The organism is Fictibacillus sp. b24 (assembly GCF_030348825.1).
Taxonomy (GTDB): Bacteria; Bacillota; Bacilli; order Bacillales; family Fictibacillaceae; genus Fictibacillus.
This window is the reverse complement of sequence record NZ_JAUCES010000005.1, coordinates 2,182,337-2,207,634: the sequence shown is the minus strand read 5'-3', so window position 1 is coordinate 2,207,634 and position 25,298 is coordinate 2,182,337. Positions and strand designations below refer to the sequence as shown.

Genomic DNA, 25,298 nt, shown 5'->3' with positions numbered 1-25,298 from the left:
TAATGCTGTAAAATAGATGTGGAATGTATAAGATAAGAGCGGCGGAAGGGGTTTATTATGGAAAAGAAAAAAATATTGCTTGCCGTATCAGGCGGAATTGCTGCATACAAGGCAGCTACTGTTGCAAGCAGATTATATCAAAGCGGATATGAAGTAAAAGTAATCTTGACTCAATCTGCTCAAAAATTCATTACACCACTTACCTTTCAAACGCTGACACGGCAAGAAGTTTATACAGATACGTTTGAAGAGAAAGAACCTGCCGTTGTAAGCCATATTGATCTTGCAGATTGGGCTGATCTTGTCATGATTGCTCCTGCGACGGCAAATGTTATTGGAAAACTGGCAAACGGCATCGCTGATGATATGCTTACCACCACTCTGCTCGCAACAAAAGCAGATGTGCTGATCGCACCTGCCATGAATGTGAACATGTTTAATCATCCAGCTGTAATGAGAAACATGGAGACGCTCTCCACATTTGGCTGGCGTTTCATCGAACCGAACGAAGGACTTCTTGCGTGCGGGTGGATCGGTAAAGGGAGACTTGCAGAACCAGAAGAATTAATTCAATCCGTTCATACTTATTTTCATGAAAAGAAAGTAGAGCATACAGCACCTTTAAAAGGAAAGAAAGTGCTTGTAACGGCTGGACCAACGAGAGAGGAACTCGATCCCGTTCGTTATTTTACAAATCATTCGTCTGGTAAGATGGGCTACGCAATCGCGGCTGTAGCTAAAGATTTGGGTGCTGACGTTACGCTCGTAACTGGACCTACATCGCTTTCCATTCCTGATGGTATCGCAGTTGAAAAGGTAACTTCAGCAAGAGAGATGTTTGACGCAGTGCTTTCGCGTTTCAGCGAACAAGATATAGTAATCAAATGTGCAGCAGTCGCTGATTATACGCCGACTATTGTTCATAACAATAAATTTAAGAAAAAGAACGATACGTGGACGATTGAACTGAAAAAAACGGACGATATTTTACAAGCGTTAGGCGAGAGGAAAGAACATCAAGTATTGATCGGTTTTGCAGCAGAAACAGAAAATCTTGAAAACTATGCAAAAGACAAGCTCACAAGAAAGAACTTGGATATGGTTGTTGGAAATGATGTTTCAAAAGAAGGATCAGGCTTTGGCAGTGACACGAATGAAATTATGATGATTAAAAAGGATGGTTCGATGAAAACTCTTCCGATCCTTTCTAAAGAAAAAGCGGCAAGAGAAATTTTTGAAGAAGTGATGGAATTGATGAATCGATGATAGCCGCTGTTGTGGTAGACGTTCCATCTGGAAGTGTGAATAAAACCTTTGACTACAAGGTTCCTCCTGAATGGGAGACTTGGGCAGAGCCCGGAATGAGGGTTATCGTTCCGTTTGGACCAAGAAAACTTCAAGGATTCATTCTGGAGTTGAAATCGTCATCATCAGTAAAAGGAATGAAAAACATTTCTGAAATTCTTGATCCGCTTCCTGTTCTAACTACTGAACTTATAGAGCTTGGCAGGTGGCTTGCTGAGAATACGCTAAGCTTTTATATTACGGCTTATCAAGCTATGCTGCCTGCAGCGATGAAAGCAACATATGAGAAGAGCTTTCAAGTGTTACAACCGGAAAAGTTGCCAGACACAATTGCACCACTTCTTTCAGCAAACAATGAAATCAATGTAAGTGATGTAACAAAAGAGAATCCGGATTTATTGCAAACGCTGCAGACTCTCGCAAAAGAGGGAGTACTTGATGTTGTTTATAAAGTTAAGAACAAAGCAAATAAAAAGAAAGTAAAGTTCGTTGTAATTGCTGACAAATCATCAGCAGAAGAAACATTGGAACAAAATCAAAAGAAAGCGGAAAAGCAAAAAGCGTTACTTTCAGAACTGCTCAACAGACCACCTGGAGAGTATCCTCTCCAAGAAATCTTAGCAGAAACAGGTGCTTCTCTTTCAACTGCCCAAACTCTTTTGAAAAAAGGAATTATTTCTATAGAAGAAAAAGAGGTTTATAGAGATCCGTTCCAAGGGCGAACCATGAAACGAACTGAGCCTCTTACTCTTACGGAAAACCAAGAAAATGCGATAAAGCCCATACTTGATTCTATCGAAAAAAACGAACACGAAACCGTGCTTCTGCATGGTGTTACCGGAAGCGGAAAGACTGAGGTCTATTTACAGTCCATTCAGTCTGTTCTCGATAAAGGGAAAGAAGCGATCGTACTTGTACCAGAGATCTCACTGACACCACAGATGGTAAACCGTTTTAAAGGACGATTCGGAAGTGCTGTCGCTGTGCTGCACAGCGGATTATCCATTGGTGAGAAATATGATGAATGGCGTAAAATTCTGCGAAAAGAAGTTTCTGTCGTTGTGGGAGCACGTTCTGCTATATTTGCACCCTTTCAAAATCTGGGCATTGTAATCATAGATGAAGAACATGAAACAAGCTATAAACAAGAGGATCATCCCCGCTATCATGCACGAGACGTAGCGATTTGGAGAGGGAAGTTTTACTCATGTCCGATTGTACTTGGAAGTGCGACACCAGCGCTAGAGACCTATGCAAGAGCTCAAAAGGGCCGTTATCAGTTAGCTGAACTGGCCAATCGTGTACATTCTAATCCGATGCCTGAAGTGACAATCGTTGATATGAGGGAAGAGCTGAAGAATGGAAATCGTTCCATGTTTTCACTTCCATTAATGGACAAGCTAAAGAACGGAATAGAAAAAGGTGAACAATCTGTATTGTTTCTTAATCGAAGAGGATATGCCTCTTTCATACTCTGCAGAGATTGCGGGTATGTAGCACAATGTCCGCACTGTGATATTTCATTAACCTATCATAAAAGATTCGGTGAATTAAAATGTCACTATTGCGGCTATAAAGAGAGTATACCGTCTGCTTGTCCATCTTGTACTTCAGAGCATATCCGATTCTTCGGAACAGGAACGCAAAAAGTAGAAGAAGAGCTCGCTAAAGTACTTCCTGAAGCTCGTGTCATACGGATGGATGTGGATACAACTTCAAAAAAAGGAAGCCACGAAAAGCTGTTAACAGCTTTTGAAAATGGTGAAGCTGATATTCTTCTTGGTACGCAGATGATTGCAAAAGGACTCGATTTTCCAAAGGTAACACTTGTAGGTGTACTTGCTGCTGACACGATGCTGCACCTGCCCGATTTCAGAGCTTCTGAAAAAACGTTTCAGCTTCTCACACAAGTTAGTGGACGTGCAGGCAGACATGAACTAGAAGGTAAAGTAATCGTGCAGGGGTATGATATACAGCATTACAGCATTCAGCTTGCATCAAAGCATGATTATCAAACCTTTTATAATCATGAGATGCAAACGAGAAAGCTTCACCAATACCCTCCGTTTTATTATTTAGGGTTATTGACGTTCAGCCATCTGGATTTGATGCAAGTCGTCGAAGCAAGTGAAAAAGCTGCGAGTTTTCTATCAAAACGGTTATCGCCTGAGAGCTTGCTATTAGGTCCTGTAACATCGCCTATCGCACGAGTGAAGGATAGATATCGCTACCAGGTCATGATAAAATACAAAAATGAGCCGGAGCTTAGAATTTGGTTTGAAGAAATTATTGCTCATTTTCAAAAAGACAAAGATATGAAAGATCTGCAAATAACGGGGGATTTAAACGCCCAAACACTTATGTAGCCAGTTAAGGAGATAATAATGACAATTCGTAAAATCGTTGAACATCCAGATCCAGTTTTAGAAACTGAATGTAAGATCGTTAATAGATTTGATAAAAATTTGAAGAAGTTAGTACAAGATATGTTTGATACGATGTATGATGCTGAAGGTGTTGGCCTTGCTGCACCACAAATTGGCATAGCAGAGAGAATAGCTGTTGTAGATGTTGGTGATGAAAAAGGACAAATCGTTCTAATCAACCCTGTTGTTAAGAAAACATCAGGCAGCCAAACAGGTCCTGAAGGCTGCTTGAGCTTCCCGGGACTTTTTGGTGATGTTGAACGTCCTTTTGAGGTTACGGTAACGGCTCAAGATGAAAGTGGAAAAGAATTTACTATTAAAGCAAATGATTTTCTTGCTCGAGCGATTCTACATGAAATCGATCATCTTCATGGCATATTATTCACCTCTAAAGTAATCGCCTATTACGAGAATGAGGAATTGGAGGGATAAAGACATGAAGGTTTTATTTATGGGAACACCAGACTTTTCCGTACCCGTTCTTCGTCAGCTAGTTGAAGATGGCTATGATGTGGTTGGAGTTGTAACTCAGCCAGACAAGCCAGTGGGGAGAAAAAAAGAGATTAAACAAACCCCTGTTAAAGAAGAAGCGCTTAAACATGGGATTTCTGTGTATCAGCCTATTAAACTCCGTGAAGACTATGAAGAAATCATTGCTCTTAATCCTGATTTAATCGTAACAGCTGCATATGGACAGATCCTGCCAAAAGCAATATTAGAAACACCTCAACATGGCTGTATCAATGTCCACGCGTCATTGCTTCCAAAATATCGTGGTGGTGCTCCGATTCATAAGAGTATTATCGATGGAAACGACAAAACAGGTATCACGATTATGTATATGGTTGAAAAATTAGACGCAGGTGATATACTTACCCAAGTTGAAGTTCCGATCGAAGAAAAGGATCATGTTGGTTCCATGCACGATAAATTGAGCGCTGCTGGAGCTAAATTATTGTCAGAAACGATTCCTCTCCTTGTAGGAGGTAAGCTTACACCAATCAAGCAAGCTGATGAAGAAGTATCATTTGCTTGGAATATTACTCGTGAGCAGGAAAAAATTGATTGGACATTAACAGGTGAACAAATTTATAACCATATCCGCGGACTTCATCCATGGCCTGTTGCCTACACGTTTTTAAATGGACAACCCTTAAAAGTGTGGTGGGGCGAAAAGCAAGAAACGTCTTCTGATGCAGAGCCTGGTACCGTAATCGGGGTTCAAGAAAAGGGTCTGCAGGTTGCGACAGGAAATAAGACGAGTATCATTATTACAGACTTGCAGCTCTCTGGAAAAAAGAGAATGTTAGCAAGTGATTATCTTAAAGGAGCAAGCATTGCAAAAGGCTTGAAATTAGGTGAGTAGAGTTGGAAAACAACATTCGGGCAATCGCCCTGGACGTTTTACTTAAAATAGAACAAAATCAGGCATACAGCAATTTGCAGCTAAACCAAACACTGCAAAACACATCCATAAAAAGTGTGGATAAAGGCCTGTTAACAAACATCGTTTATGGAACGATACAACGTAAAAATACGATTGATTTTTATTTAGAACAATTACTAAATAAGCCTATTAAGAAAAAAGATCGCTGGGTATTAACGCTGTTAAGGCTATCTATTTTTCAGATGCTATATTTAGATCGTGTTCCTGATCACGCCATCATTCATGAAGCGGTAGAAATTACGAAACAACGCGGCAATCAAGGGTTGGCAGGACTTGTAAACGGTATTCTGCGCAAATTACAGCGAGAAGGTACAGAGGCTATGGATAAAAAAGCGAGTGAGGGCTCTGAAAAAGAGGCGCTCGCATACAGCATGCCTCAATGGCTATACAATCGTTGGAGCGAACAGTTCGGTCAAGAAGATGCTAAGAATATGGCTGAATCGAATCTGCTTGCTTCACCGGTTACAGCAAGAGTGAACGTGAATAAAACAAAAAGGGAAGACGTTCTCCAGCTCCTTGAAGAAGAAGGAGTTTTGGCTGAGGAAGGAGAATTGTCTCCTGAGGGTATCATTATCAAGGAAGGTTATCTGCCAGGAACGGAAGTGTATAAAAACGGTCTTGTAACCATTCAAGATGAAAGCTCCATGCTTGTTGCCCGAGCGGTTGCTCCAGTTCCAGGTGAAAACATACTTGATACGTGCGCAGCACCTGGCGGAAAATCAACACATATGGCAGAAATGATGCAAGGACAAGGAAAGGTTGTTTCGCTTGATCTTCATGCACATAAAATTGATTTGATTAAAAAACAAGCTGATCGTCTCGGCCTTGAAAATATTGAGTCATCTGTATTGGATGCTCGTAAAGTTTCCGAAAAGTTTTCGGCTGGAACGTTTGATAGAGTTCTTGTAGATGCACCTTGCAGCGGATTTGGTGTCATCCGCAAAAAACCAGATTTAAAGTGGTCAAAATCAGAAGAAGATGTAATGAGACTAACAACCATCCAAAGAGATATTTTAGATTCAGCTTCAGACATGGTTAAAGAAGGCGGATTACTGGTCTACAGTACATGTACTGTAGATAAGGATGAAAACGATAGAGTTGCTGATTGGTTTTTATCGAACCACCCAGAATTCGAGTGGGATCCTCATTTTGCAGAAAAAATGCCAGAAACCGTGAAATCCTATATAATGGATGGAAGATCAGACCTTCAGATCATGCCTCATTATTTTAATAGTGATGGTTTTTATATTGCAGCATACAGAAAAAAGACAACAGGTGGTGAGAAACATGCTTAAACCTTTAACAGAGAAACAAACAAAGCCGAATATTAAGCCTTCTATCTTTTCAGTAGAGCTTCATGAGCTTGAAGCATGGCTGACTGATATTAGAGAGCCTAAGTTCAGAGGAAAGCAAATCTTTGAATGGCTTTATAAAAAACGTGTATCATCTTTTGAGGAAATGACAAATCTTCCTCTAGGTTTGCGTGAAAAACTTGAAAAAGATTATTATATAAAGCCTCTTAAAGAAGTGGTCCGTCAAGAATCATCTGACGGTACGATCAAATTCTTATTTGAGCTGCAAGACGGCTATTCAATCGAGACTGTGCTCATGAGACACGAATACGGAAATAGCATTTGTGTAACAACACAAGTAGGCTGCCGTTTAGGCTGTACTTTCTGTGCGTCAACATTAGGCGGATTAAAACGAAATCTTCAAGCAGGTGAAATTGTTGCGCAAGTCCTTCAAGTTCAACGAGCTTTGGATGAAACAGAAGAAAGAGTAAGTTCTGTCGTTGTAATGGGGATTGGAGAACCTTTCGACAACTACGAAGGACTTATGTCGTTCTTGAAAATTATTAATCATGATCAAGGATTAAACATCGGTGCACGACACATTACGATATCAACTAGTGGTGTTGTACCATATATTTACAAGTTTGCTGACGAAGGTATGCAGATTAACTTTGCGATTTCACTTCATGCACCAAACACAGAAACTAGAAGCCGTTTAATGCCTGTAAACAGAATGTATCCATTAAATGAATTGATGGATTCTATCCGTTACTACATTAAGAAAACGGGCCGCCGAGTTACGTTTGAATATGGTTTATTTGGAAAAGTAAACGATTCAGTTGACCATGCTAATGAACTGGCTGATCTTATTAAAGATATCAAGTGTCACGTAAATTTAATTCCAGTAAACTATGTACCTGAAAGAGATTATGTACGAACTCCAAAAACACAAATATTTAAGTTCTTAGAGACGTTAACCTCAAGAGGCATTAATGCCACCATCAGAAGAGAACAAGGACATGACATTGACGCAGCATGTGGCCAGCTGCGTGCGAAGGAACGTAAAGAAGAGACGAGGTGACGGGGAAATGCAAATTGCCTTTCAAACAGACGTTGGAATGGTAAGGAAGCATAATGAAGACAGCGGGGAAGTGTTCACAAAGGGTGAACACTTTCTTGCAGTTATCGCAGATGGTATGGGGGGACATAAAGCTGGAGATATAGCCAGTCAAGAAGCCCTTAACGTAATAAAAGAAGCCTGGGGTCAGTTTGAGGAAAACATGGGCAGCGTGAAAGGCTGGATCCAAAATGTTCTCCGAGATGCAAATAAACATATCTTTGATTTTTCTCAACAAAACCCTGAAACAAGAGGGATGGGAACTACCATTGTTGCTGCACTTGGAACGAACAGTGAGGTTACGGTTGCGCATATCGGGGACAGCCGCTGTTATTTGTATTCAAATGGTGAGCTCAAAAGAGTAACTGATGATCACTCACTCGTTCAAGAATTGGTTAAGTCTGGTCAGATTACAGAAGATGAAGCCGAGATCCACCCGCGAAGAAACATGATTATGAAAGCTGTGGGTACTGATGAGACCGTAGAAGCAGAAGTAAATCATATCATATGGAACAAAGGGGATTATCTGCTGCTTTGTTCAGACGGGCTATCCGATAAAGTATCCTTTAAGCGGATTCAGGAAGTTTTAGACTATACTGGTGAGACCGTAAATGATAAGGTAGAAAAATTAATCACGTGGGCAAAAGAGGCCGGTGGAGAAGATAACATTACTGCTATCCTTATACAGAATAGTTCTGACACAGAAACAAAAGGGGAAGCAATAACATGATAGGAAAAAGAGTCAGTGGCCGCTACAAGCTTTTAGAAGTCATTGGTGACGGCGGAATGGCCATCGTTTATCGAGCAAAAGATTTAATTCTAGACAGGGATGTAGCAGTAAAGGTTCTTCGTTCAGAGTTTAATAAAGACGAGGATTTTATCAGACGATTTAAAAGGGAAGCTGAATCAGCTACGAGTCTTGATCATCCGAACATTGTAAGTATTTATGATGTCGGAGAGGATGAAGAAATCTATTTTATTGTTATGGAATACGTGCAGGGAAAAACACTCAAACAATACATAAAAGAGCACGGAAAGATATCTGTAGAAGAATCGCTGCACATCATGAAGCAGATCGTTTCAGGAATGGCTGTAGCACATGACCATGGCATCATACACAGGGATATTAAGCCGCACAATATTTTAATAACGGAAAACGGCACAGCAAAGTTAACTGATTTTGGGATTGCTTTAGCTATTACATCTGCAACAATTACACATACAAACTCTATTCTAGGGTCCGTTCATTACTTTTCTCCCGAGCAGGCTAGAGGTGGCATTGCAAACGCTAAATCGGATATTTATTCCTTTGGAGCTGTACTCTATGAAATGGTAACTGGCAGGGTACCTTTCGTAGGAGATTCACCTGTTTCTGTTGCACTGAAGCATCTTCAAGAGAATGTGATTGAACCAAGAAGGCTGAATCCTGAAATTCCACAAAGTGTTGAAAATATTGTTTTAAAGTCTCTCGCTAAAAATCCGTTAAGAAGGTATGACAGTGCTGAAGAGCTGCTAAGAGATATGAACACAGCATTAGATCCTGACCGGATGTATGAACAAAAGTGGAATGAAGAAAGTGAAGAAGATGAAAGAACAAAGTACATTCCTCCTATCGTTCAGCCAATTGAAACACAAGAAATGAACAATGTAAAAGAAGAAGAAAAAATTCCGGAAAAAACCAAGAAAAAAAGAAACTGGTGGCTTATCGTTTTACTTTCACTTCTATTGTTAGGTGGAGCTGGTATTGCTGCTTTCACGATGATGCCTTCCATTTTTTACGTTGAAGAAGTAAGCGTTCCTGATGTAGCGGGAGAAGAATATGTAGATGCGTTTGATAAGCTAAGAGCAGAAGGGCTTGAAGTGAAACGTGAGGAAGTATTTGATCCTGAAATTGAGGAAGGTCTTGTTGTGAGACAGGATCCTTCACCAGGTACAAAAGTAAAGCAGCAAGCAATCGTTACGTTGTATGTATCAAAAGGCCCTGAAAAGGAAAATATGCCTGATGTAGAAGGGTATAATATTGATGATGCTAAAGAACTTTTAAATGATAATGGCTTTACAAAAATCAATGTTAATTACGAAGAATCAGAAACAGAACTCGAAGGGACAGTACTCACTCAAAGTCCTGACAGAGATGAAAAGGTCACACCGGCAGAAACAACCGTTACTTTAACTGTTAGTTCAGGAACTCCTACCGTTCAAGTAGAGAACCTAATTGGAGCAACAGAGCAAGATGTTAAAACTTTTGCGGATAATGCAGGTTTAACCGTTGAGTTTTCAAGTGAATTTTCTGATACCGTTGAAAAAGGAAGAGTAATCTCACAGAAGCCTACTCCATTTACCCAAGTCGAAAAAGGTGCGACCATATCCGTTGTCTTATCAGATGGTCCAGAAGAAACGGAGGAGGAGCCGCCAGCTGATGACGATCAACCTGCAGAAGATCGCACAGTTACGAAGGATATTGAAGTAAAGCCGGATAAAAAGGACAAAAGACAGCCTGTTACTGTAAAGATTGTATATTCGGATAAAAACGCTTCAAATGCGGTTTTTGTAGAAGAACAAATTACCGATACAAAAAAATATCAGCTACCTCTAACGATTGCTGAAGGGGGAACTGCTTCTTATGTTGTATATATCAACGGAAAAGAAAAGAACGCTGAGACAATTAAGTACGATGATGTTAAAACTGCCAATGGAAGAATGGAAGATGAGGAAGGGGACGATGGTGATTAAGCATGCCTGAAGGAAGAATTGTTAAAGCCCTCGCTGGTTTTTATTACGTTAAGGAAAATGGAAAATCAGAAGTTTTCCAATGCAGAGGCAGAGGAAACTTTCGCAAAAAGAAAGTGAATCCGTTGGTCGGTGACTGGGTAGAGTATGAATCAACCAACATTACAGATGGATACATTCTTGATGTGAAAGAACGGAAAAACGAACTTGTCCGTCCGCCAATTGCTAACGTAGACCAAGCAATCCTTGTTTTTTCAGCAACAGAACCAGATTTTAGCACGCTTTTATTAGACCGATTCCTCGTTCACATTGAAGCAAATGATATTCTGCCTGTGATCTGTATTTCAAAAATGGACCTTGTTCAACAATCAGAAGAAATGGATGAGATTCAGAAATATATTGAAATCTACAAACAGTTAGGATACGAGGTAATTCCGACCTCAACGAAAACAGATGATAGCTTGGATTTGTTTTATCCGTTGTTCAAAGACAAAGTAACGGTCTTTGCGGGACAGTCAGGTGTAGGTAAATCATCTTTATTAAATGCTATAAATCCAGAATTAATGCTTGAAACGAATGAGATCTCAACCCATTTAGGCAGAGGGAAGCATACGACACGGCATGTAGAATTAATTCTGTTTGGCAACGGATTAGTTGCGGATACACCCGGATTTAGTTCACTGGATTTTATGAATATCGAGGCGGAAGATTTATCGATGTATTTTCCAGAGATGGATGAACTGCGCGGTGATTGTAAATTTAGAGGATGTTCGCACACATCTGAACCAAAATGTGCTGTAAAAAAAGGTGTTGAAGACGGAGCTGTTCCGCAATTCCGATACGACCATTACGTAAGTTTTTTACAAGAAATAAAAGAACAAAAACGGAGGTACTAATGATTAAAATAGCTCCTTCCATTCTTTCGGCTGATTTTTCGAAGTTAGGCGAAGATATTAAAGCTGTAGAAGAAGCTGGTGCGGATTACATTCATGTAGACGTTATGGACGGTCATTTCGTTCCGAATATAACGATTGGACCGCTTGTCGTTCAAGCCATTCGCCCAGTTACTAAGCTCCCTTTAGATGTACATTTAATGATTGAAAATCCTGACCAATATATCGAAGCATTTGCACAAGCGGGTGCAGACATTATATCTGTTCATGTTGAAGCAACTCCGCACTTGCATCGAACGGTTCAATTTATAAAAAAACAAGGAGTAAAAGCGGGTGTGGTCATCAATCCAGCTACACCGGTTGAACTCATTAAACACATCATCCAAGATGTTGATCTTGTTTTACTCATGACCGTAAATCCGGGGTTTGGTGGGCAAGCATTTATTGAAAGTGTTGTTCCAAAAATCAGAGAAGTTGCCGACCTTGTGAAGACACACGGGTTAGACGTAGAGATCGAAGTGGACGGTGGAGTGAATCCGGAAACCGCACAACTCTGCATAGAAGCAGGTGCTAATGTATTAGTAGCCGGTTCTGCCATTTATGGAAAAAAAGATTTAAAGGATGCAATTCAATCCATCCGTGGTGTATAATTGAACCAAATAATAAAATAAGCAACCACAGGGGGAGTCCTTTAAAGGGCTGAGAGGGGAGTGTTCTCCCGACCCTTTGAACCTGAAGCTGGATCATACCTGCGTAGGGATGTGGAGTCGTATGACTTTTTGTATTCAAATGAGATGAATCCTAAAGCAACCGCGCTCACATGCCGGTTGCTTTTTTTATTTGCTTTTATTGCAATCAAGTGTGGTTGATGCTTTGTAGCTTTTGAAAGTGGTTGATTTCCGTTACAGGTGCTTCGCTTTCCGCGGGGCAGGCGGTGAGCCCCTTGCCGCTTTGCGCCCTAAGGGTCTCACCTGACCGCTTGTCCCGCAGGAGTCTCGCACCTTTCACTTCAATCAAATTGCATGAAGGCATGAAAAAAGATTTTTGAAAAAGAAAAAAAGGAGGATAAACAATGAAGAACAACAATATTTCTTTACTAACAGAAATAGCTATTATGTCTGCTCTGTCATTGATCTTAGGCATGATTAAATTTGCTGGTCCGTGGCCGCAAGGCGGGTCTGTATCTCTTGAGATGGTTCCAATCTTCTTGATGGCCTTTAGAAGAGGCTTTAAAGCAGGTGTATTTACTGGATTAGCGGTAGGCCTTCTTCAGCTTCTTGTTAACCCTTATGTAGTACACCCAGCTCAAATGATTCTAGACTATCCGTTAGCGTTTGCTCTAGCAGGTGTTGCAGGTGCGTTTGCGCCGTCATTGGCACAAAATAAATCGAAAAGAACGATTCTAATGGTTACGGGTATCTTTGTCGGCTGTTTATTAAGAACGATCTCGCACGTTTTATCAGGAGTTATCTTCTTTAGTGATTTAGCGGAAGAAATGAACATATGGCTTTATTCATTTATGTATAATGGTTCATTCATGATTGTTATTTTTGTAATAACGTCACTTGTGGTCATTCTTTTAACAAACACGGCTCCTAAATTATTGCATGCTGCACGAAGCGGATACACCCGAGCAGCATGAAAATAAGAATCGTTGCAGGTGGCCCTGAGCATTTGATACCTGATCTAAATGCCTACCATAGTTCACCTGAGTGTGTGTGGGTAGGTGTGGACAGGGGCACATTGTATCTGATAGAAAAACATATCATCCCAAATTATGCTTTTGGGGATTTTGATTCAGTTACAGATATTGAAAAAAGAAAGATTCTGCAAACTCAGATTAATATAAATCAATATCGTCCAGAAAAAGATGCTACAGATATGGAAATCGCTTTAGAATGGGCGTTGAAACAGAATCCAGAGGAAATCTTGTTGTTTGGTGCCTCTGGAGGAAGGCTGGATCATGAGCTGATGAACATACAGCTACTATATAAGAGCCGGCATAACTCAGCTTCTATAAAACTAATCGATATAAAAAATGAAATCTCACTTCACATGCCAGGCAGCTACAAAATTGATCATGATGAAAAATACCATTATATTTCTTTTCTTTCACAGACTGATGAGGTAAAAGGAATAACATTGGAAGGTTTTAAATACCCTTTAAGACATGCAGTTTTAAATGCTGGATCGTCATTATGCATCTCTAATGAGCTTGTAAATAAAAGTGGTACTTATTCTTTCGACTCCGGCATAATATTGATGGTAAAGAGCCGTGATTAAAAAAATTACGGAATACAGGCCCCAATGCACCTTTTTATAAAAAGGGGAATAAAGTATTTTATTGTTTAGCTCTTATCATTTTTTATGGGCCTGGAGGAGGGGTAAGATGAAATTTTATACCATTAAACTTCCTAGATTCTTAGGGGGATTCGTACGTGCCATCTTAGGTTCTTTTAAAAAAGGATAACAAACAAAAAAAGCGCCCAGTGCGCTTTTTTTGTTTGTGTACAGATCCTGCTGATGAATGTGGTTACTGTCGGCTTGTGCAAAAATACTGTCCACTTAGATATTATGTACGAAAAGACTCTTTTCTAAAGGCTGTTTTCTATAAGATTGTTGCCTTCAAATATTGTCTTCTATGAAGGTTGATTGGAGTGCAAGGTGCGAGACTCCTGCGGGACAGGTGGGCAGTCCGAAAAGTGGAAGTGGCTCGTTCAGCCCCGACAAGCAAAAGGTGAACGGCAAGGAAGGCGCACTTTGCCTTTTTGGCCGTTTAACTTTTGACCTCGAGGGGCTAGCCACTGCAACTAGACAGGTGAGACCCTTATGGCGCAAAGCGGCAAGGGGCTCACCGCCTGCCCCGCGGAAAGCGAGCACCTGGAACGGAAATCAACTACTTCCAAAAAAAAAACAGCAGCGGCAGCTGCTGTTTTTATTTATACACGTTCAACTTTACCTGATTTAAGGGCACGAGCAGAAACGTATACGCGCTTAGGCTTTCCGTCCACAAGAATACGAACCTTTTGGACATTAGCTCCCCAGCTTTTCTTTGATTTGTTCATTGCGTGAGAACGCTTGTTACCAGTTTTAGGTCCTTTTCCAGTAATAAAACATTTACGAGCCATAGTAGGTGAACCTCCTTTACAGCAAAAAAGCTTTGCATCAATTCAATCGTATGTTAAATACTAAATAATATTAGCATGACTTCAGAAGCAATGCAACATATTAGTGAAAGGTTTTCAAGTAAATTTCCTTGACAATACTATTTACATAGTGTGAAATGTAGTAGTCCTTTCAAAAAAGACTAATGTATAGTAAAATATTTGTTAGCCATTTAACAATTTAAAGGGGGATGTAAGCATGTCCATTGAAATGAAAACAACCTATGGTCAAATTGATATTTCTAATGAAGTGATTGCCACTATCGCAGGTGGAGCCGCAATCGATTGTTATGGAATTGTTGGCATGGCATCAAGAAAGCAATTAAAGGATGGAATAACTGAACTTTTAGGACGTGAAAATTTCTCCCGAGGGATCGTTGTTCGCCAAGAGGAAGATGAAGTACATATCGACATGTATATCATTGTAAGTTATGGAACAAAGATTTCTGAAGTGGCTCATAACGTTCAGAACAAAGTGAAATATACCCTGGATCAAATGCTTGGTTTAGCGGTTGACTCAGTGAATATCTATGTTCAGGGTGTCAGGGTGACAACCCCTTAGTTAGGAGGAAGTTTTGTGTCTTTAAAAGTATTAGACGGAAAAAAGTTTTCAAAAATGGTGCTCGAGGGCGCTTCAAACCTATCAAGAAACGCAGCAATGGTCGATGCACTGAATGTATTTCCTGTCCCTGACGGAGATACAGGAACAAACATGAACTTAACGATTACTTCTGGTGCAAAAGAAGTAGAAAAAAACACTTCTAATAGTATCGGGACCGTAGCAAGTGCTTTTGCTAAAGGGTTACTAATGGGAGCACGAGGAAACTCAGGAGTTATCCTATCTCAGCTATTTAGAGGCTTCTCTAAATCAATTGAAGGGAAAGACTCTATCTCAGCAGCTGAATTTGCTAATGCATTTGATAAAGGTGTAGAGACAGCTTATAAAGCAGTTATGAAACCAGTAGAGGGTACAATTTTAACTGTAGCGAAAGATGCAGCTAAAAAAGCAGTAAAAGAAGCTAAAAAATCAGATGACATTCTATACATCATGAAAGAACTTGTAAAAGAGTCCAAAGCTTCCTTAAACAGAACACCAGATCTTCTGCCTGTGTTAAAAGAAGTTGGCGTTGTAGACTCTGGCGGCCAAGGTTTAGTTACGGTTTATGAAGGGTTTTTAGCAGTGCTTGAAGGTAAAGAACTGCCGAAAGTTTCTGTGAATGCACCTTCTATGGGTGAGCTTGTTAACGCTGAACATCATAAAGCACAGATGCATATGAAAACTGAGGATATTCATTTCGGATATTGCACAGAATTTATGGTAAGATTCGAAGACCAGAAAGTTAAGAAGAATCCGTTCGACGAAATTAAGTTTCGTAATGAATTAAGTGAGCATGGTGATTCTCTTTTAGTGGTTGCAGATGATGACGTAGTTAAGGTTCATATTCATACGGAACAGCCAGGTAACATGCTCACATTAGCACACCGTTATGGCAGCTTAATTAACATTAAGATTGAAAACATGCGTGAACAGCATTCAGCGATCTTAGAGAGCGAAAATGAAGTGGTTCCTTCTTATTCACAACCTGTTTCTGAGAAAAAGAAGGAATATGGTATTGTTACGGTTGCAATGGGTGAGGGCATTGAAGAGATGTTTTCTTCAATGGGAGCGTCTGTCATACAAGGTGGACAAACTATGAATCCGAGTACGGAGGATATTGTTAAAGCCATTTCTGAGGTTAATGCTGAAAAGGTATTTATTCTTCCAAACAACTCAAACATTATTATGGCATCTGAACAGGCTGCAAGTGTGGTTGAGCAGGAAGTGGTAATTATCCGTACCAAAACCGTTCCACAAGGAATTGCTTCTATCCTAGCTTTCAATCCTTCTGCTGATATGAAGGAAAATGAGAAGAAGATGAATGAAGCGATCTCCTCAGTGAAATCTGGACAAGTAACCTATGCGGTTCGAGATACTTCAATTGATGGTGTTGAAATCGCAAAAGGTGATTTCATGGGAATCTCTGAAGGGAAAATTATCTCTTCAAAGACTGACAAACAAGAAGTGACGAAAGAACTTCTAACGAAGATGTTAGATGAAGATTCAGAGATCGTAACGATTATTTACGGTGAAGATAGTTCGGAAGAAGAAGCACAGGAACTTGCTGAGTTTATTGAAGAAAAGTTTCCAGATGCTGAAGCTGAGATTCATAACGGAAAACAGCCGATCTATTCATTCATTTTGTCAGTAGAGTAAAAATGAAAAGTATTCTCTCTTAAACTTAAAGTATGATAAAGTTAAGAGAGGATACTTATTTTATTGGGAAAAAACGCATTTGAAGGAGATCATCATGAAATATAAAAGTGTGTTTGATATTATCGGTCCCATCATGATTGGACCGTCTAGTTCGCATACAGCTGGTGCTGCAAGGATTGGAAGAGTTGCAAGGAGCCTGTTTGGGAGAAAACCAAAATATGCAACGATTTCTTTTTATGGCTCGTTTGCAAAAACCTATAGAGGTCACGGGACAGATGTAGCGATTGTAGGTGGAATTCTAGATTATGACACTTTCGACACTAGGATTGTGGATGCGCTTACAATCGCAAAACAAGAAGGAATCAAAGTAACGATGACTGCTGAAGATGCAGTTACAGATCATCCGAATACAGCTCGAGTCATCATTGGTGATGAGAACGACAAGATTGAAGTTGTTGGAATTTCAATCGGTGGCGGAAAAATTGAGATTACCGAATTGAACGGTTTCGCTTTAAGGCTGTCTGGAAATCATCCTGCTCTTCTAATTGTGCATAATGATAAATACGGAGCCATTGCAGGAGTCGCAAATATTTTAGCTAAGCATGAAATCAATATCGGTCATATGGAAGTATCGCGAAAAGAAAAAGGGAAAGAAGCACTGATGGTTATTGAAATCGATCAAAATGCCGATAACATCATCATTGATGAATTAAGTTCTCTCCCTATCGTTCAACAAGTAGTAAAGATACACGATTAAGAGGTGAGAAGAATGTTTCGTAATGTAGCTGAATTAATAGAATTAGCTGTATCAAAAAAATGTAAAATCTCTGAGATTATGATCCAGCAAGAAATGGATGTAACGGGCCGTTCAAGAGAAGAAGTTCTTGGATTCATGGACAGAAATTTAAAAGTTATGGAAGAAGCAGTATTGCGCGGTATTACAGAAGATGTGAAGTCTCATTCTGGTTTAACTGGTGGTGACGGTAAACTTCTTCAAACGTACATTAAATCAGGTAAATCACTTTCTGGTGAATTGATGCTTGATGCTGTGAGTAAAGCGATGGCTACAAACGAAGTGAATGCAGCGATGGGTACTATCTGTGCAACACCGACAGCCGGATCTGCAGGGGTTGTTCCTGGTACGTTGTTTGCACTAAAAGAAAAATTGAATCCAACACGTGAACAGATGATTGAATACTTGTTCGCCGCTGGAGCATTTGGCTTTGTTGTTGCAAACAATGCATCAATTTCTGGAGCTGCTGGAGGATGTCAAGCAGAAGTAGGATCAGCAACAGGTATGGCAGCCGCCGCGATCGTTGAACTAGCAGGAGGAACACCTTCTCAATCTGCTGAAGCAATGGCTATCGCTTTAAAGAACATGCTAGGGCTTGTATGTGATCCCGTAGCAGGCCTTGTAGAAGTTCCATGTGTGAAAAGAAACGCGATGGGTGCAAGCAACGCGATCGTTGCTGCTGATATGGCTCTTGCGGGTATTGTTAGCCGTATTCCATGTGACGAAGTAATCGATGCGATGTATAAAATTGGTCTGACGATGCCATCAGCACTCAGGGAGACTGCACAGGGCGGTTTAGCAGCTACTCCTACAGGAAGAGAGCTCGAGGCAAAAATCTTTGGCATACCGCTAAACGAGAAGTAAGAGATGCTGACTCAATCCATTACAACCGTTACGGGAATAGGGGAAAAGAAAGCGGAAGAATTAGCAAGCATGGGTATTCATTCTGTCGAAGATCTTTTAGAATATTTGCCTTATCGATATGAAGATTACCAAAAGAAAGATTTAGCAGAGATTGCGCACGATGAAAAAGCAACGATCGAAGGGAAGGTTCACTCAGAACCTTCTCTGCGTTATTTTCCGAAGAAAAAATCCAGACTATCTTTTAAAATGTTGATCGGGAAGTATTTAATTACGGCTACTATTTTTAACAGACCTTTCTTAAAGAATCAAATATCATTAGGTCAGACATTAACAGTAACCGGCAAGTGGGATCGCAATAAAATGACTCTAACTGTAAGTGATGTGCATTTTGGAGCATTTTCAGATGACCGAAAAATTGAACCTGTCTATTCAGTTAAAGGATCTCTTTATGGAAAGACGATGCGTAAAATAATCGATCAAGCGTTTCGTCAATTTTCAGGATTGATTGAGGATCCGATTCCCAAAGAACTGCGAGATACATACCGTCTGCCTGATAAAGAATCCGCTCTAAAAATGATGCACTTTCCTGAAAGCTTTCAAGTCTTAAAAGCCGGAAGAAGAAGACTTGCATATGAAGAGTTGTTACTTTTCCAATTAAAGATGCAGATCTTTCGAAAATGGAACAGGCAGCAGTCAGAAGGAGCATCGCTAAAGTTTGACAGGGAAGAAGTTGACGCGTTTACTCGTTCTTTGCCGTTTCAATTAACAGAGGCGCAGCAAAGAGTAGTAGAAGAAATTTTAAGAGATTTATCTGACACAAGCCGTATGAACAGACTCCTTCAAGGAGATGTAGGTTCAGGGAAAACAGTTGTTGCTGCCATTGCTCTTTATGCAGCGGTAACAGCTAACAAACAAGGGGCATTGATGGTGCCTACGGAAATTCTCGCTGAACAGCATTTTCAATCATTAAAAGAACTCTTCGCCCCTTTTGGAATTTCAATTGCCCTTTTAACTTCTTCTGTAAAAGGAAAACTTCGCAAAGAAACATTGAGTCTATTAAGCCAAGGTGAGATTCAGATCATGGTCGGTACGCATGCTCTTATACAGGACGAAGTGAATTTCAATAACTTGGGCCTTGTAATTACGGACGAACAGCATCGATTTGGAGTAAACCAAAGAAGGGTGCTGAGGGAAAAAGGAGAAAGCCCAGACGTGCTCTTTATGACGGCAACTCCCATACCGAGAACGCTTGCTATATCAGCGTTTGGAGATATGGATGTTTCAACGATTGATGTTATGCCGGCCGGGAGAAAGCCGATCATCACCCATTGGGCCAAACATGGAATGTTAGACCGCGTTCTTGATTTTATAAAAAAAGAAATCGAGAACGGAAGACAGGCATATGTCATTTGTCCTTTAATTGAGGAATCTGAAAAAGTCGATGTTCAAAATGCGATAGATGTTCATGCACAATTGAGCAGCTACTTTCAAACATATGATGTTGGTTTGATGCACGGCAGACTTCATCCATCGGAGAAAGATGAAGTGATGAGAAGGTTTGCGGCGAATGTCTGCCAAGTTCTTGTTTCAACTACCGTTGTTGAAGTTGGAGTCAATGTGCCTAATGCTACAGTCATGGTCATTTATGACGCGGAAAGATTTGGATTATCGCAGCTTCATCAGCTAAGAGGCCGGGTTGGCCGGGGCAGTGAACAATCTTATTGTGTTCTTATCGCTGACCCGAAAACGGAAGAAGGGCAAGAGCGAATGAGGATCATGACAGAAACGATAAACGGATTTGAGCTCTCGGAGAAAGATTTAGAGCTTCGAGGACCTGGAGATTTCTTTGGAAACAAACAAAGTGGTGTTCCCAACTTTAAAGTAGCAGATCTTGTTCACGATTATCGCATTCTTGAAACGGCTAGGAACGATGCTGCAAGGCTAGTAAATACAGATGAATTCTGGAACGATGATTCTTATGAGCCAATTAGAGAGATATTAACTAGGCAAGGTGTTCTTGATAAAGAAAGGCTAGATTAATCTTGAAAGAAAAGAACTGATACTATATACTACTATTAGTACCAGCTCTTAATAGCAGAAAGATAATGATGCAGGTACGCGTAATGCGATACCTGCTTTTCTACGCGCTGCATATGGACTCAACTATCTTTCTCATAAATGAGACCTTTGTATGGAAGAAGGAAAAAATTTATGAAAAAATCAAAAAAAGAGCGGCAAGAGCTGCTAAGAGAGACAATTAAAATAACTCCTTTTATTACAGATGAAGAATTGGCAGATAAATTCAGCGTCAGTGTTCAGACGATCAGGCTTGACCGCCTTGAGCTTTCAATCCCTGAACTCAGGGAAAGAATTAAGTCTGTTGCCGAAACAAAACTGGATGATGTTAAAGCTCTGCCGATTGAAGAGGTTATAGGAGAGATCATTGACCTTCAACTCGATGAATCAGCAATTTCAATTTTAGACATAAAAGAAGAGCATGTATTTTCACGTAATAAGATTGCAAGAGGACATCACGTGTTCGCCCAAGCCAATTCACTTGCTGTGGCGATCATTAATGATGAACTTGCACTGACTGCAAAGGCCAACATTCGTTTTTCTCGTACGGTTAGAGTAGGAGAAAGAATAATTGCCAAGGCTAGAGTAAGAGAAACGGGTTCAGAAAGAACGATTGTAGAAGTAAACAGTTATGTTGAAAAAGAGCTTGTTTTTAATGGCGAATTTACGATGTACAGATCAACACATGATACAAAGGAAGGAAGTTAATTCAGCATGAATATCGCGATAGATGCAATGGGCGGCGACAACGCACCACAGGAGATCGTTAAAGGTGCCTTGCTTGCTGTTGAACAATACCCAGAGCTCTCCATTACACTAGTAGGAGACCAGGATCAAATTAAAAAGTATTTGCCAGAGAATCACTCATTCAACATTATACATACGGTTGAAGTGATTGAAACATCTGAAGAACCTGTGCGTGCCGTTCGCCGCAAAAAGAATTCATCAATGGTTCTAGCTGCAAATGAAGTGAAAACTGGAAAAGCGGATGCATATATCTCTGCTGGCAATACAGGTGCTTTGATGGCAAGCGGATTATTTTACGTTGGGCGTATTAAAGGTATTGAAAGACCAGCGTTATCTCCTACACTGCCTACATTGGATGGTAATGGATTTTTGTTCTTAGATGTAGGAGCTAATATGGATGCGAAACCAGAACATCTTTTACAGTATGCACTGATGGGTTCGGTCTATTGGCAGCAAGTTAGAGGTGTTGAAAAGCCAAGAGTCGGTCTGTTAAACGTTGGAACAGAGAGCGAAAAAGGAAATGCTCTAACGAAAGCGGCATTTCCCTTATTGCAAGAAGCAGATATTAACTTTGTCGGAAATGTAGAATCAAGAGATTTATTAATGGGTGCAGCGGATGTAGTCGTTTGTGATGGTTTTGCTGGAAACTTAGTGCTTAAATCCATTGAAGGAACCGCGATCAGTATGTTTTCCATGATAAAAGACCAGCTTACATCAAGCCTCACATCTAAGCTTGCAGCAGGCGTACTAAAACCTAAACTTCGCGGAATTAAAGAAAAGCTTGATTATACGGAGTACGGCGGGGCAGGATTATTCGGTCTTGCAGCGCCAGTTATTAAAGCTCACGGTTCTTCAAATGCTAATGCAGTGTTAAATGCCATTAGGCAAACAAAGAACATGGTAGAGAAGAACGTTGTAAGCACAATTCAAAATCATATACAATCTGATAATCAAAAGGAGGAATAACGGATGGGTAAAATTGCCTTTCTTTTTCCTGGACAAGGTTCTCAATTTGTAGGTATGGGTAAATCGTTAATTCATCAAGAATCTTCAGCTAAAGCTATATTTGAGAAAGCAGACGAAAAGCTTGGTATGAACCTTTCAAAGATTATATTTGAAGGTCCAGAAGACATTTTAAAGAAAACAGAAAACACACAGCCTGCATTATTAACTGTTTCAACTGCTGTTCTAGAAGTGTTAAAGCAGCATGGAATTACACCTGATTTTGTAGCTGGACATAGCCTTGGTGAGTATTCGGCACTGGTTGCTGCAGGCAGTCTGTCTTTTGAAGACGCTGTATATGCTGTAAGAAATCGAGGTCTGTTAATGGAAGAAGCTGTTCCTGCGGGAGTAGGAACTATGGCTGCTGTAATTGGATTTGATCAAGAGCGTTTAGAAGCCATAACTGCAGAAGTTTCAACTGGAGACGAAAGCGTTCAAGTTGCGAATTTGAATTGCCCGGGACAGATTGTTATCTCCGGGACAGTAGGCGGGGTTGAAAAAGCGAGTGCTTTAGCAAAAGAAGAAGGAGCAAAAGTCATTCCACTTCAAGTAAGCGGCCCTTTTCACTCATCACTTATGAAACCTGCAGCTGAAAAATTCAAAGAAATCTTGGATCAGGTTGCAATTAACGATGCTAAAACACCTGTAATTGCAAATGTAACCGCGAAATCTATTACGTCTAAAGAAGATATTAAACATAAGCTGATCGAACAGCTGTATTCACCTGTGCGCTGGGAAGAAACAGTGAGAGAGCTAATGGAACAAGGTGTAGATACTTTTGTGGAGATCGGACCAGGAAAAGTATTGTCTGGGCTTGTGAAGAAGGTAAATAGAAGAGCAACTGTTATTGCAGTTGGTGACTTGGAAACGATTCAGTCTGCTGTAGAAAAACTGAAAGGAGAATCTGTCGATGCTGGAAAATAAATCAGTTTTAGTTACAGGTGCTTCCCGCGGGATAGGACGTGCGATTGCCCTTTATTTTGCAAGAAACGGAGCAAAAGTAGCTGTCAATTATTCTGGCAGTGAAGCGAAAGCAAACGAAGTAGTAGAAGAAATTAAAGCAAATGGGGGAACAGCATTTGCTATAAAAGCAGATATCTCTTCTTCTGATGATGTAACAAACATGGTTAAGACGGTTGTCAGTGAATTTGGAAGTCTTGACGTGCTTGTAAACAACGCAGGAATTACGAGAGATAATCTATTAATGAGAATGAAAGAAGAAGATTGGGATGCTGTTATAAACACAAACCTAAAAGGTGTGTTTCTAACAACAAAAGCAGTTACAAGACAGATGATGAAGCAAAGACAAGGACGCATCATCAACATTGCGTCAATTGTTGGAGTATCAGGAAACGCTGGTCAAGCGAATTATGTTGCCGCAAAAGCAGGTGTGATCGGTCTTACAAAAACGGCAGCTAAAGAACTTTCTTCTAGAGGAATTACAGTCAATGCGATCGCTCCGGGCTTCATTGAGACTGATATGACTGGAAAATTAGAAGAAGGTATTAAGGAAGATATGTTAAGAAACATTCCGCTTGCACGTTTTGGACAGCCGGATGATATTGCTGCAGCTGCTGCCTTTTTAGCAAGTGATGCAAGCTCATACATTACTGGCCAGACCCTTCATGTTGACGGCGGAATGGTGATGTAAATCCTAAGAAAGATGTCTTTTAAAAGACTCTAAATCCCTCTAGTTTTTTAAAGGGAAAAAGCATATACTAATGAAAGGAGGTGACACACAAAATGGCAGACGTTTTAGATAGAGTTTCAAAGATTGTTGTGGACCGTTTAGGTGTTGACGCATCTGAGGTTAAACCTGAAGCTTCCTTTAAAGAAGATCTAGGTGCTGACTCTCTTGATGTAGTAGAATTAGTAATGGAACTTGAAGATGAGTTCGAACTAGAAATTTCTGATGAAGATGCTGAGAAAATTGCAACTGTTGGTGACGTTGTAAATTACATAAACAGCAAACAATAAGTGTATGACGGATAAAGTCCCGTGTAAATTAGCGGGGCTTTCTTCCCTTTTAAGAGCAAAAAACAAATTTAAGCAAAATAGCCCTTTTACGAGATTTTTGGAGGAAGTTTATGAAAGGTTCAAAACAACATTCAACACAAAAGAAAACGGTGAAAAACCGGTTTAAATCCGCTTCCAAAAAGGGCATGGATGACAAGGTGCGCATTCAGAAAGTGGCCCCGGTTCAGGAGCGTTTAAGCATTAAATTTGAAAATGAAAAACTGTTAGCTCAAGCATTTACGCATTCATCATATGTGAATGAGCATCGAGGAAGAACATTCGAGGATAATGAAAGACTTGAATTTCTCGGTGATGCCGTTCTGGAATTGACCATTTCTCAATATCTATACAGCAAATTCACTAATATGAGTGAAGGAGAACTTACAAAATTAAGAGCAGCGATCGTCTGTGAACCATCCTTAGTTTTGTTTGCAAATGACCTTCATTTCGGGGATTTTGTATTATTGGGAAAAGGTGAAGAGAATACTGGAGGAAGATCTAGACCAGCTCTTTTAGCAGATGTATTTGAAGCATTCATCGGAGCTTTATACCTTGATCAAGGGCTCGAAAAAGTAAAAGAGTTTTTAAATCAGTATGTGGTGCCCCGAATAAACGAAGGTGCTTTTTCTCATGTGATGGATTTTAAAAGCCAGTTACAAGAATATGTTCAGCGTGAGGGATTAGGTCATATCGATTATAGAATCATTCAGGAAAAAGGACCGGCACATAACAGGGAGTTTGTGTCTGAAGTTAGATTAAATGAAGCTAGTTTTGGAATCGGATATGGAAGATCTAAAAAGGAAGCTGAACAGCACGCAGCACAGGAAGCTATTGAGAAAGTTTCTAAAAAAAGCTAAACAAAACCCCCTTTAAATTGGCCCTTTGCCGTTTAAGGGGGGTTCTGTTATTTTGTTTTAAGCGATGCGAGTTCTTCTACGATTCCTTCCATGTCTCGAATGCTGAAGGATGGCATCTTCATTACCATGTCATATAGTTCTTTGATCTCATCGTACTTTGATAATTCATAGTCTTCTGGTTGAATAAGTCCGCTGTTAACAAGCTGTAGTTTCTTTTTTAATCCTTCAATCATAAATGATAAGTTTTCATGATTATGAGTTGTCAAGTCCATGAATGGGGCTCCTTTATTTACACAAATTTTCATGTGAGATTTG

The 25,298-nt window shown here is 40.1% G+C and carries 29 protein-coding genes and 1 riboswitch; of the genes, 26 read left to right on the top strand and 3 right to left on the bottom strand.

The features are described from left to right. Window positions 1–54 precede the first annotated feature (54 nt). Genes coaBC through rpe form a run of 10 tightly spaced genes read left to right on the top strand, consistent with a single transcriptional unit; the run spans window position 55 to window position 11,860 of the window. Entirely contained in the window at window positions 55–1,266 is a 1,212-nt protein-coding gene (coaBC, locus tag QUF49_RS11345; protein WP_289497634.1) for a bifunctional phosphopantothenoylcysteine decarboxylase/phosphopantothenate--cysteine ligase CoaBC, read from the top strand. Then, window positions 1,263–3,671, top strand: coding sequence for a primosomal protein N' (priA, locus tag QUF49_RS11340; RefSeq protein ID WP_289495746.1), 2,409 nt, complete (start codon window positions 1,263–1,265; stop codon window positions 3,669–3,671). The genes coaBC and priA overlap by 4 nt, the downstream gene beginning before the upstream one ends. A gap of 18 nt (window positions 3,672–3,689) precedes the next feature. Continuing rightward, window positions 3,690–4,163 (top strand): peptide deformylase, encoded by a 474-nt coding sequence (def, locus tag QUF49_RS11335; RefSeq protein ID WP_289495745.1) that lies wholly within the window; start codon window positions 3,690–3,692, stop codon window positions 4,161–4,163. Between the two features lie 4 nt (window positions 4,164–4,167). Continuing rightward, window positions 4,168–5,097, top strand: a complete 930-nt coding sequence (gene fmt, locus QUF49_RS11330; protein WP_289495744.1) for a methionyl-tRNA formyltransferase — start codon at window positions 4,168–4,170, stop codon at window positions 5,095–5,097. A gap of 2 nt (window positions 5,098–5,099) precedes the next feature. After that, window positions 5,100–6,473 carry a 16S rRNA (cytosine(967)-C(5))-methyltransferase RsmB gene (gene rsmB / locus QUF49_RS11325; protein ID WP_289495743.1) on the top strand — a complete coding sequence of 458 codons (1,374 nt, stop codon included), beginning with the start codon at window positions 5,100–5,102 and terminating at the stop codon, window positions 6,471–6,473. Further along, complete coding sequence (gene rlmN, locus QUF49_RS11320; RefSeq protein WP_289495742.1) at window positions 6,466–7,551, top strand: 23S rRNA (adenine(2503)-C(2))-methyltransferase RlmN; 1,086 nt, start codon at window positions 6,466–6,468, stop codon at window positions 7,549–7,551. The genes rsmB and rlmN overlap by 8 nt, the downstream gene beginning before the upstream one ends. A 7-nt stretch (window positions 7,552–7,558) precedes the next feature. Next, window positions 7,559–8,317 carry a Stp1/IreP family PP2C-type Ser/Thr phosphatase gene (locus QUF49_RS11315; RefSeq protein WP_289495741.1) on the top strand — a complete coding sequence of 253 codons (759 nt, stop codon included), beginning with the start codon at window positions 7,559–7,561 and terminating at the stop codon, window positions 8,315–8,317. Then, entirely contained in the window at window positions 8,314–10,320 is a 2,007-nt protein-coding gene (pknB, locus tag QUF49_RS11310) for a Stk1 family PASTA domain-containing Ser/Thr kinase (RefSeq protein ID WP_289495740.1), read from the top strand. Before QUF49_RS11315 ends, pknB begins: the two co-directional genes overlap by 4 nt. 2 nt (window positions 10,321–10,322) lie before the next feature. Beyond that, a complete protein-coding gene (gene rsgA, locus QUF49_RS11305) occupies window positions 10,323–11,213 on the top strand; it encodes a ribosome small subunit-dependent GTPase A (protein ID WP_289495739.1) in 891 nt (296 codons plus the stop codon). Further along, a complete protein-coding gene (gene rpe / locus QUF49_RS11300; RefSeq protein WP_289495738.1) occupies window positions 11,213–11,860 on the top strand; it encodes a ribulose-phosphate 3-epimerase in 648 nt (215 codons plus the stop codon). The genes rsgA and rpe overlap by 1 nt, the downstream gene beginning before the upstream one ends. Before the next feature lie 20 nt (window positions 11,861–11,880). Next, window positions 11,881–11,987, top strand: a riboswitch (TPP riboswitch). Window positions 11,988–12,065: 78 nt separating this feature from the next. On the opposite strand, the gene QUF49_RS11295 is transcribed toward rpe, so the two are convergent. After that, the gene (locus QUF49_RS11295) at window positions 12,066–12,242 is read right to left on the bottom strand and encodes a hypothetical protein (protein ID WP_289495737.1); all 177 of its coding nucleotides are present in this window, start codon (window positions 12,240–12,242) and stop codon (window positions 12,066–12,068) included. 40 nt (window positions 12,243–12,282) lie between these two features. Here QUF49_RS11295 and thiT point away from each other — a divergent pair, with 40 nt between their 5' ends. From thiT to QUF49_RS11270, 5 genes are all read left to right on the top strand, one after another. Continuing rightward, on the top strand, window positions 12,283–12,852 hold the full coding sequence (gene thiT, locus QUF49_RS11290) for an energy-coupled thiamine transporter ThiT (protein ID WP_289495736.1): 570 nt from the start codon (window positions 12,283–12,285) through the stop codon (window positions 12,850–12,852). After that, the gene (locus tag QUF49_RS11285; protein ID WP_289495735.1) at window positions 12,849–13,493 is read left to right on the top strand and encodes a thiamine diphosphokinase; all 645 of its coding nucleotides are present in this window, start codon (window positions 12,849–12,851) and stop codon (window positions 13,491–13,493) included. The genes thiT and QUF49_RS11285 overlap by 4 nt, the downstream gene beginning before the upstream one ends. 106 nt (window positions 13,494–13,599) lie before the next feature. Further along, window positions 13,600–13,680 (top strand): stage V sporulation protein SpoVM, encoded by an 81-nt coding sequence (spoVM, locus tag QUF49_RS11280; RefSeq protein WP_066240671.1) that lies wholly within the window; start codon window positions 13,600–13,602, stop codon window positions 13,678–13,680. 194 nt (window positions 13,681–13,874) lie between these two features. Further along, window positions 13,875–13,997 carry a hypothetical protein gene (locus QUF49_RS11275; RefSeq protein WP_289495734.1) on the top strand — a complete coding sequence of 41 codons (123 nt, stop codon included), beginning with the start codon at window positions 13,875–13,877 and terminating at the stop codon, window positions 13,995–13,997. A 31-nt stretch (window positions 13,998–14,028) separates the two neighbouring features. After that, window positions 14,029–14,178 (top strand): hypothetical protein, encoded by a 150-nt coding sequence (locus QUF49_RS11270; protein WP_289495733.1) that lies wholly within the window; start codon window positions 14,029–14,031, stop codon window positions 14,176–14,178. Here the strand turns inward: QUF49_RS11270 and rpmB are convergent. Continuing rightward, a complete protein-coding gene (gene rpmB / locus QUF49_RS11265) occupies window positions 14,150–14,338 on the bottom strand; it encodes a 50S ribosomal protein L28 (RefSeq protein ID WP_066240673.1) in 189 nt (62 codons plus the stop codon). The two genes, QUF49_RS11270 and rpmB, sit on opposite strands and share 29 nt — an antisense overlap. Window positions 14,339–14,573: 235 nt before the next feature. On the opposite strand from rpmB, the gene QUF49_RS11260 reads away from it, so the two are divergent. From QUF49_RS11260 to rnc, 11 genes are all read left to right on the top strand, one after another. Beyond that, a complete protein-coding gene (locus tag QUF49_RS11260) occupies window positions 14,574–14,936 on the top strand; it encodes an Asp23/Gls24 family envelope stress response protein (RefSeq protein WP_066240675.1) in 363 nt (120 codons plus the stop codon). A 15-nt stretch (window positions 14,937–14,951) separates the two neighbouring features. Next, the gene (locus tag QUF49_RS11255) at window positions 14,952–16,628 is read left to right on the top strand and encodes a DAK2 domain-containing protein (RefSeq protein ID WP_289495732.1); all 1,677 of its coding nucleotides are present in this window, start codon (window positions 14,952–14,954) and stop codon (window positions 16,626–16,628) included. Between the two features lie 94 nt (window positions 16,629–16,722). Next, window positions 16,723–17,385 (top strand): L-serine ammonia-lyase, iron-sulfur-dependent subunit beta, encoded by a 663-nt coding sequence (gene sdaAB, locus QUF49_RS11250; protein WP_289495731.1) that lies wholly within the window; start codon window positions 16,723–16,725, stop codon window positions 17,383–17,385. Between the two features lie 12 nt (window positions 17,386–17,397). Further along, complete coding sequence (gene sdaAA / locus QUF49_RS11245; protein WP_289495730.1) at window positions 17,398–18,285, top strand: L-serine ammonia-lyase, iron-sulfur-dependent, subunit alpha; 888 nt, start codon at window positions 17,398–17,400, stop codon at window positions 18,283–18,285. Between the two features lie 3 nt (window positions 18,286–18,288). Further along, on the top strand, window positions 18,289–20,325 hold the full coding sequence (gene recG, locus QUF49_RS11240; RefSeq protein WP_289495729.1) for an ATP-dependent DNA helicase RecG: 2,037 nt from the start codon (window positions 18,289–18,291) through the stop codon (window positions 20,323–20,325). A 171-nt stretch (window positions 20,326–20,496) separates the two neighbouring features. Next, entirely contained in the window at window positions 20,497–21,069 is a 573-nt protein-coding gene (gene fapR, locus QUF49_RS11235) for a transcription factor FapR (RefSeq protein ID WP_289495728.1), read from the top strand. A 6-nt stretch (window positions 21,070–21,075) separates the two neighbouring features. Further along, window positions 21,076–22,074 (top strand): phosphate acyltransferase PlsX, encoded by a 999-nt coding sequence (gene plsX, locus QUF49_RS11230; protein ID WP_289495727.1) that lies wholly within the window; start codon window positions 21,076–21,078, stop codon window positions 22,072–22,074. Window positions 22,075–22,077: 3 nt separating this feature from the next. Then, window positions 22,078–23,034, top strand: coding sequence for an ACP S-malonyltransferase (gene fabD, locus QUF49_RS11225; RefSeq protein WP_289495726.1), 957 nt, complete (start codon window positions 22,078–22,080; stop codon window positions 23,032–23,034). Continuing rightward, window positions 23,021–23,761 carry a 3-oxoacyl-[acyl-carrier-protein] reductase gene (gene fabG / locus QUF49_RS11220; RefSeq protein ID WP_289495725.1) on the top strand — a complete coding sequence of 247 codons (741 nt, stop codon included), beginning with the start codon at window positions 23,021–23,023 and terminating at the stop codon, window positions 23,759–23,761. The genes fabD and fabG overlap by 14 nt, the downstream gene beginning before the upstream one ends. Window positions 23,762–23,853: 92 nt before the next feature. Beyond that, on the top strand, window positions 23,854–24,087 hold the full coding sequence (gene acpP, locus QUF49_RS11215) for an acyl carrier protein (RefSeq protein ID WP_066240701.1): 234 nt from the start codon (window positions 23,854–23,856) through the stop codon (window positions 24,085–24,087). A 185-nt stretch (window positions 24,088–24,272) separates the two neighbouring features. Then, a complete protein-coding gene (rnc, locus tag QUF49_RS11210) occupies window positions 24,273–24,983 on the top strand; it encodes a ribonuclease III (protein WP_289497633.1) in 711 nt (236 codons plus the stop codon). A 47-nt stretch (window positions 24,984–25,030) separates the two neighbouring features. On the opposite strand, the gene QUF49_RS11205 is transcribed toward rnc, so the two are convergent. After that, window positions 25,031–25,255 (bottom strand): DUF1128 domain-containing protein, encoded by a 225-nt coding sequence (locus QUF49_RS11205; protein WP_289495724.1) that lies wholly within the window; start codon window positions 25,253–25,255, stop codon window positions 25,031–25,033. Between the last annotated feature and the right edge of the window lie 43 nt (window positions 25,256–25,298).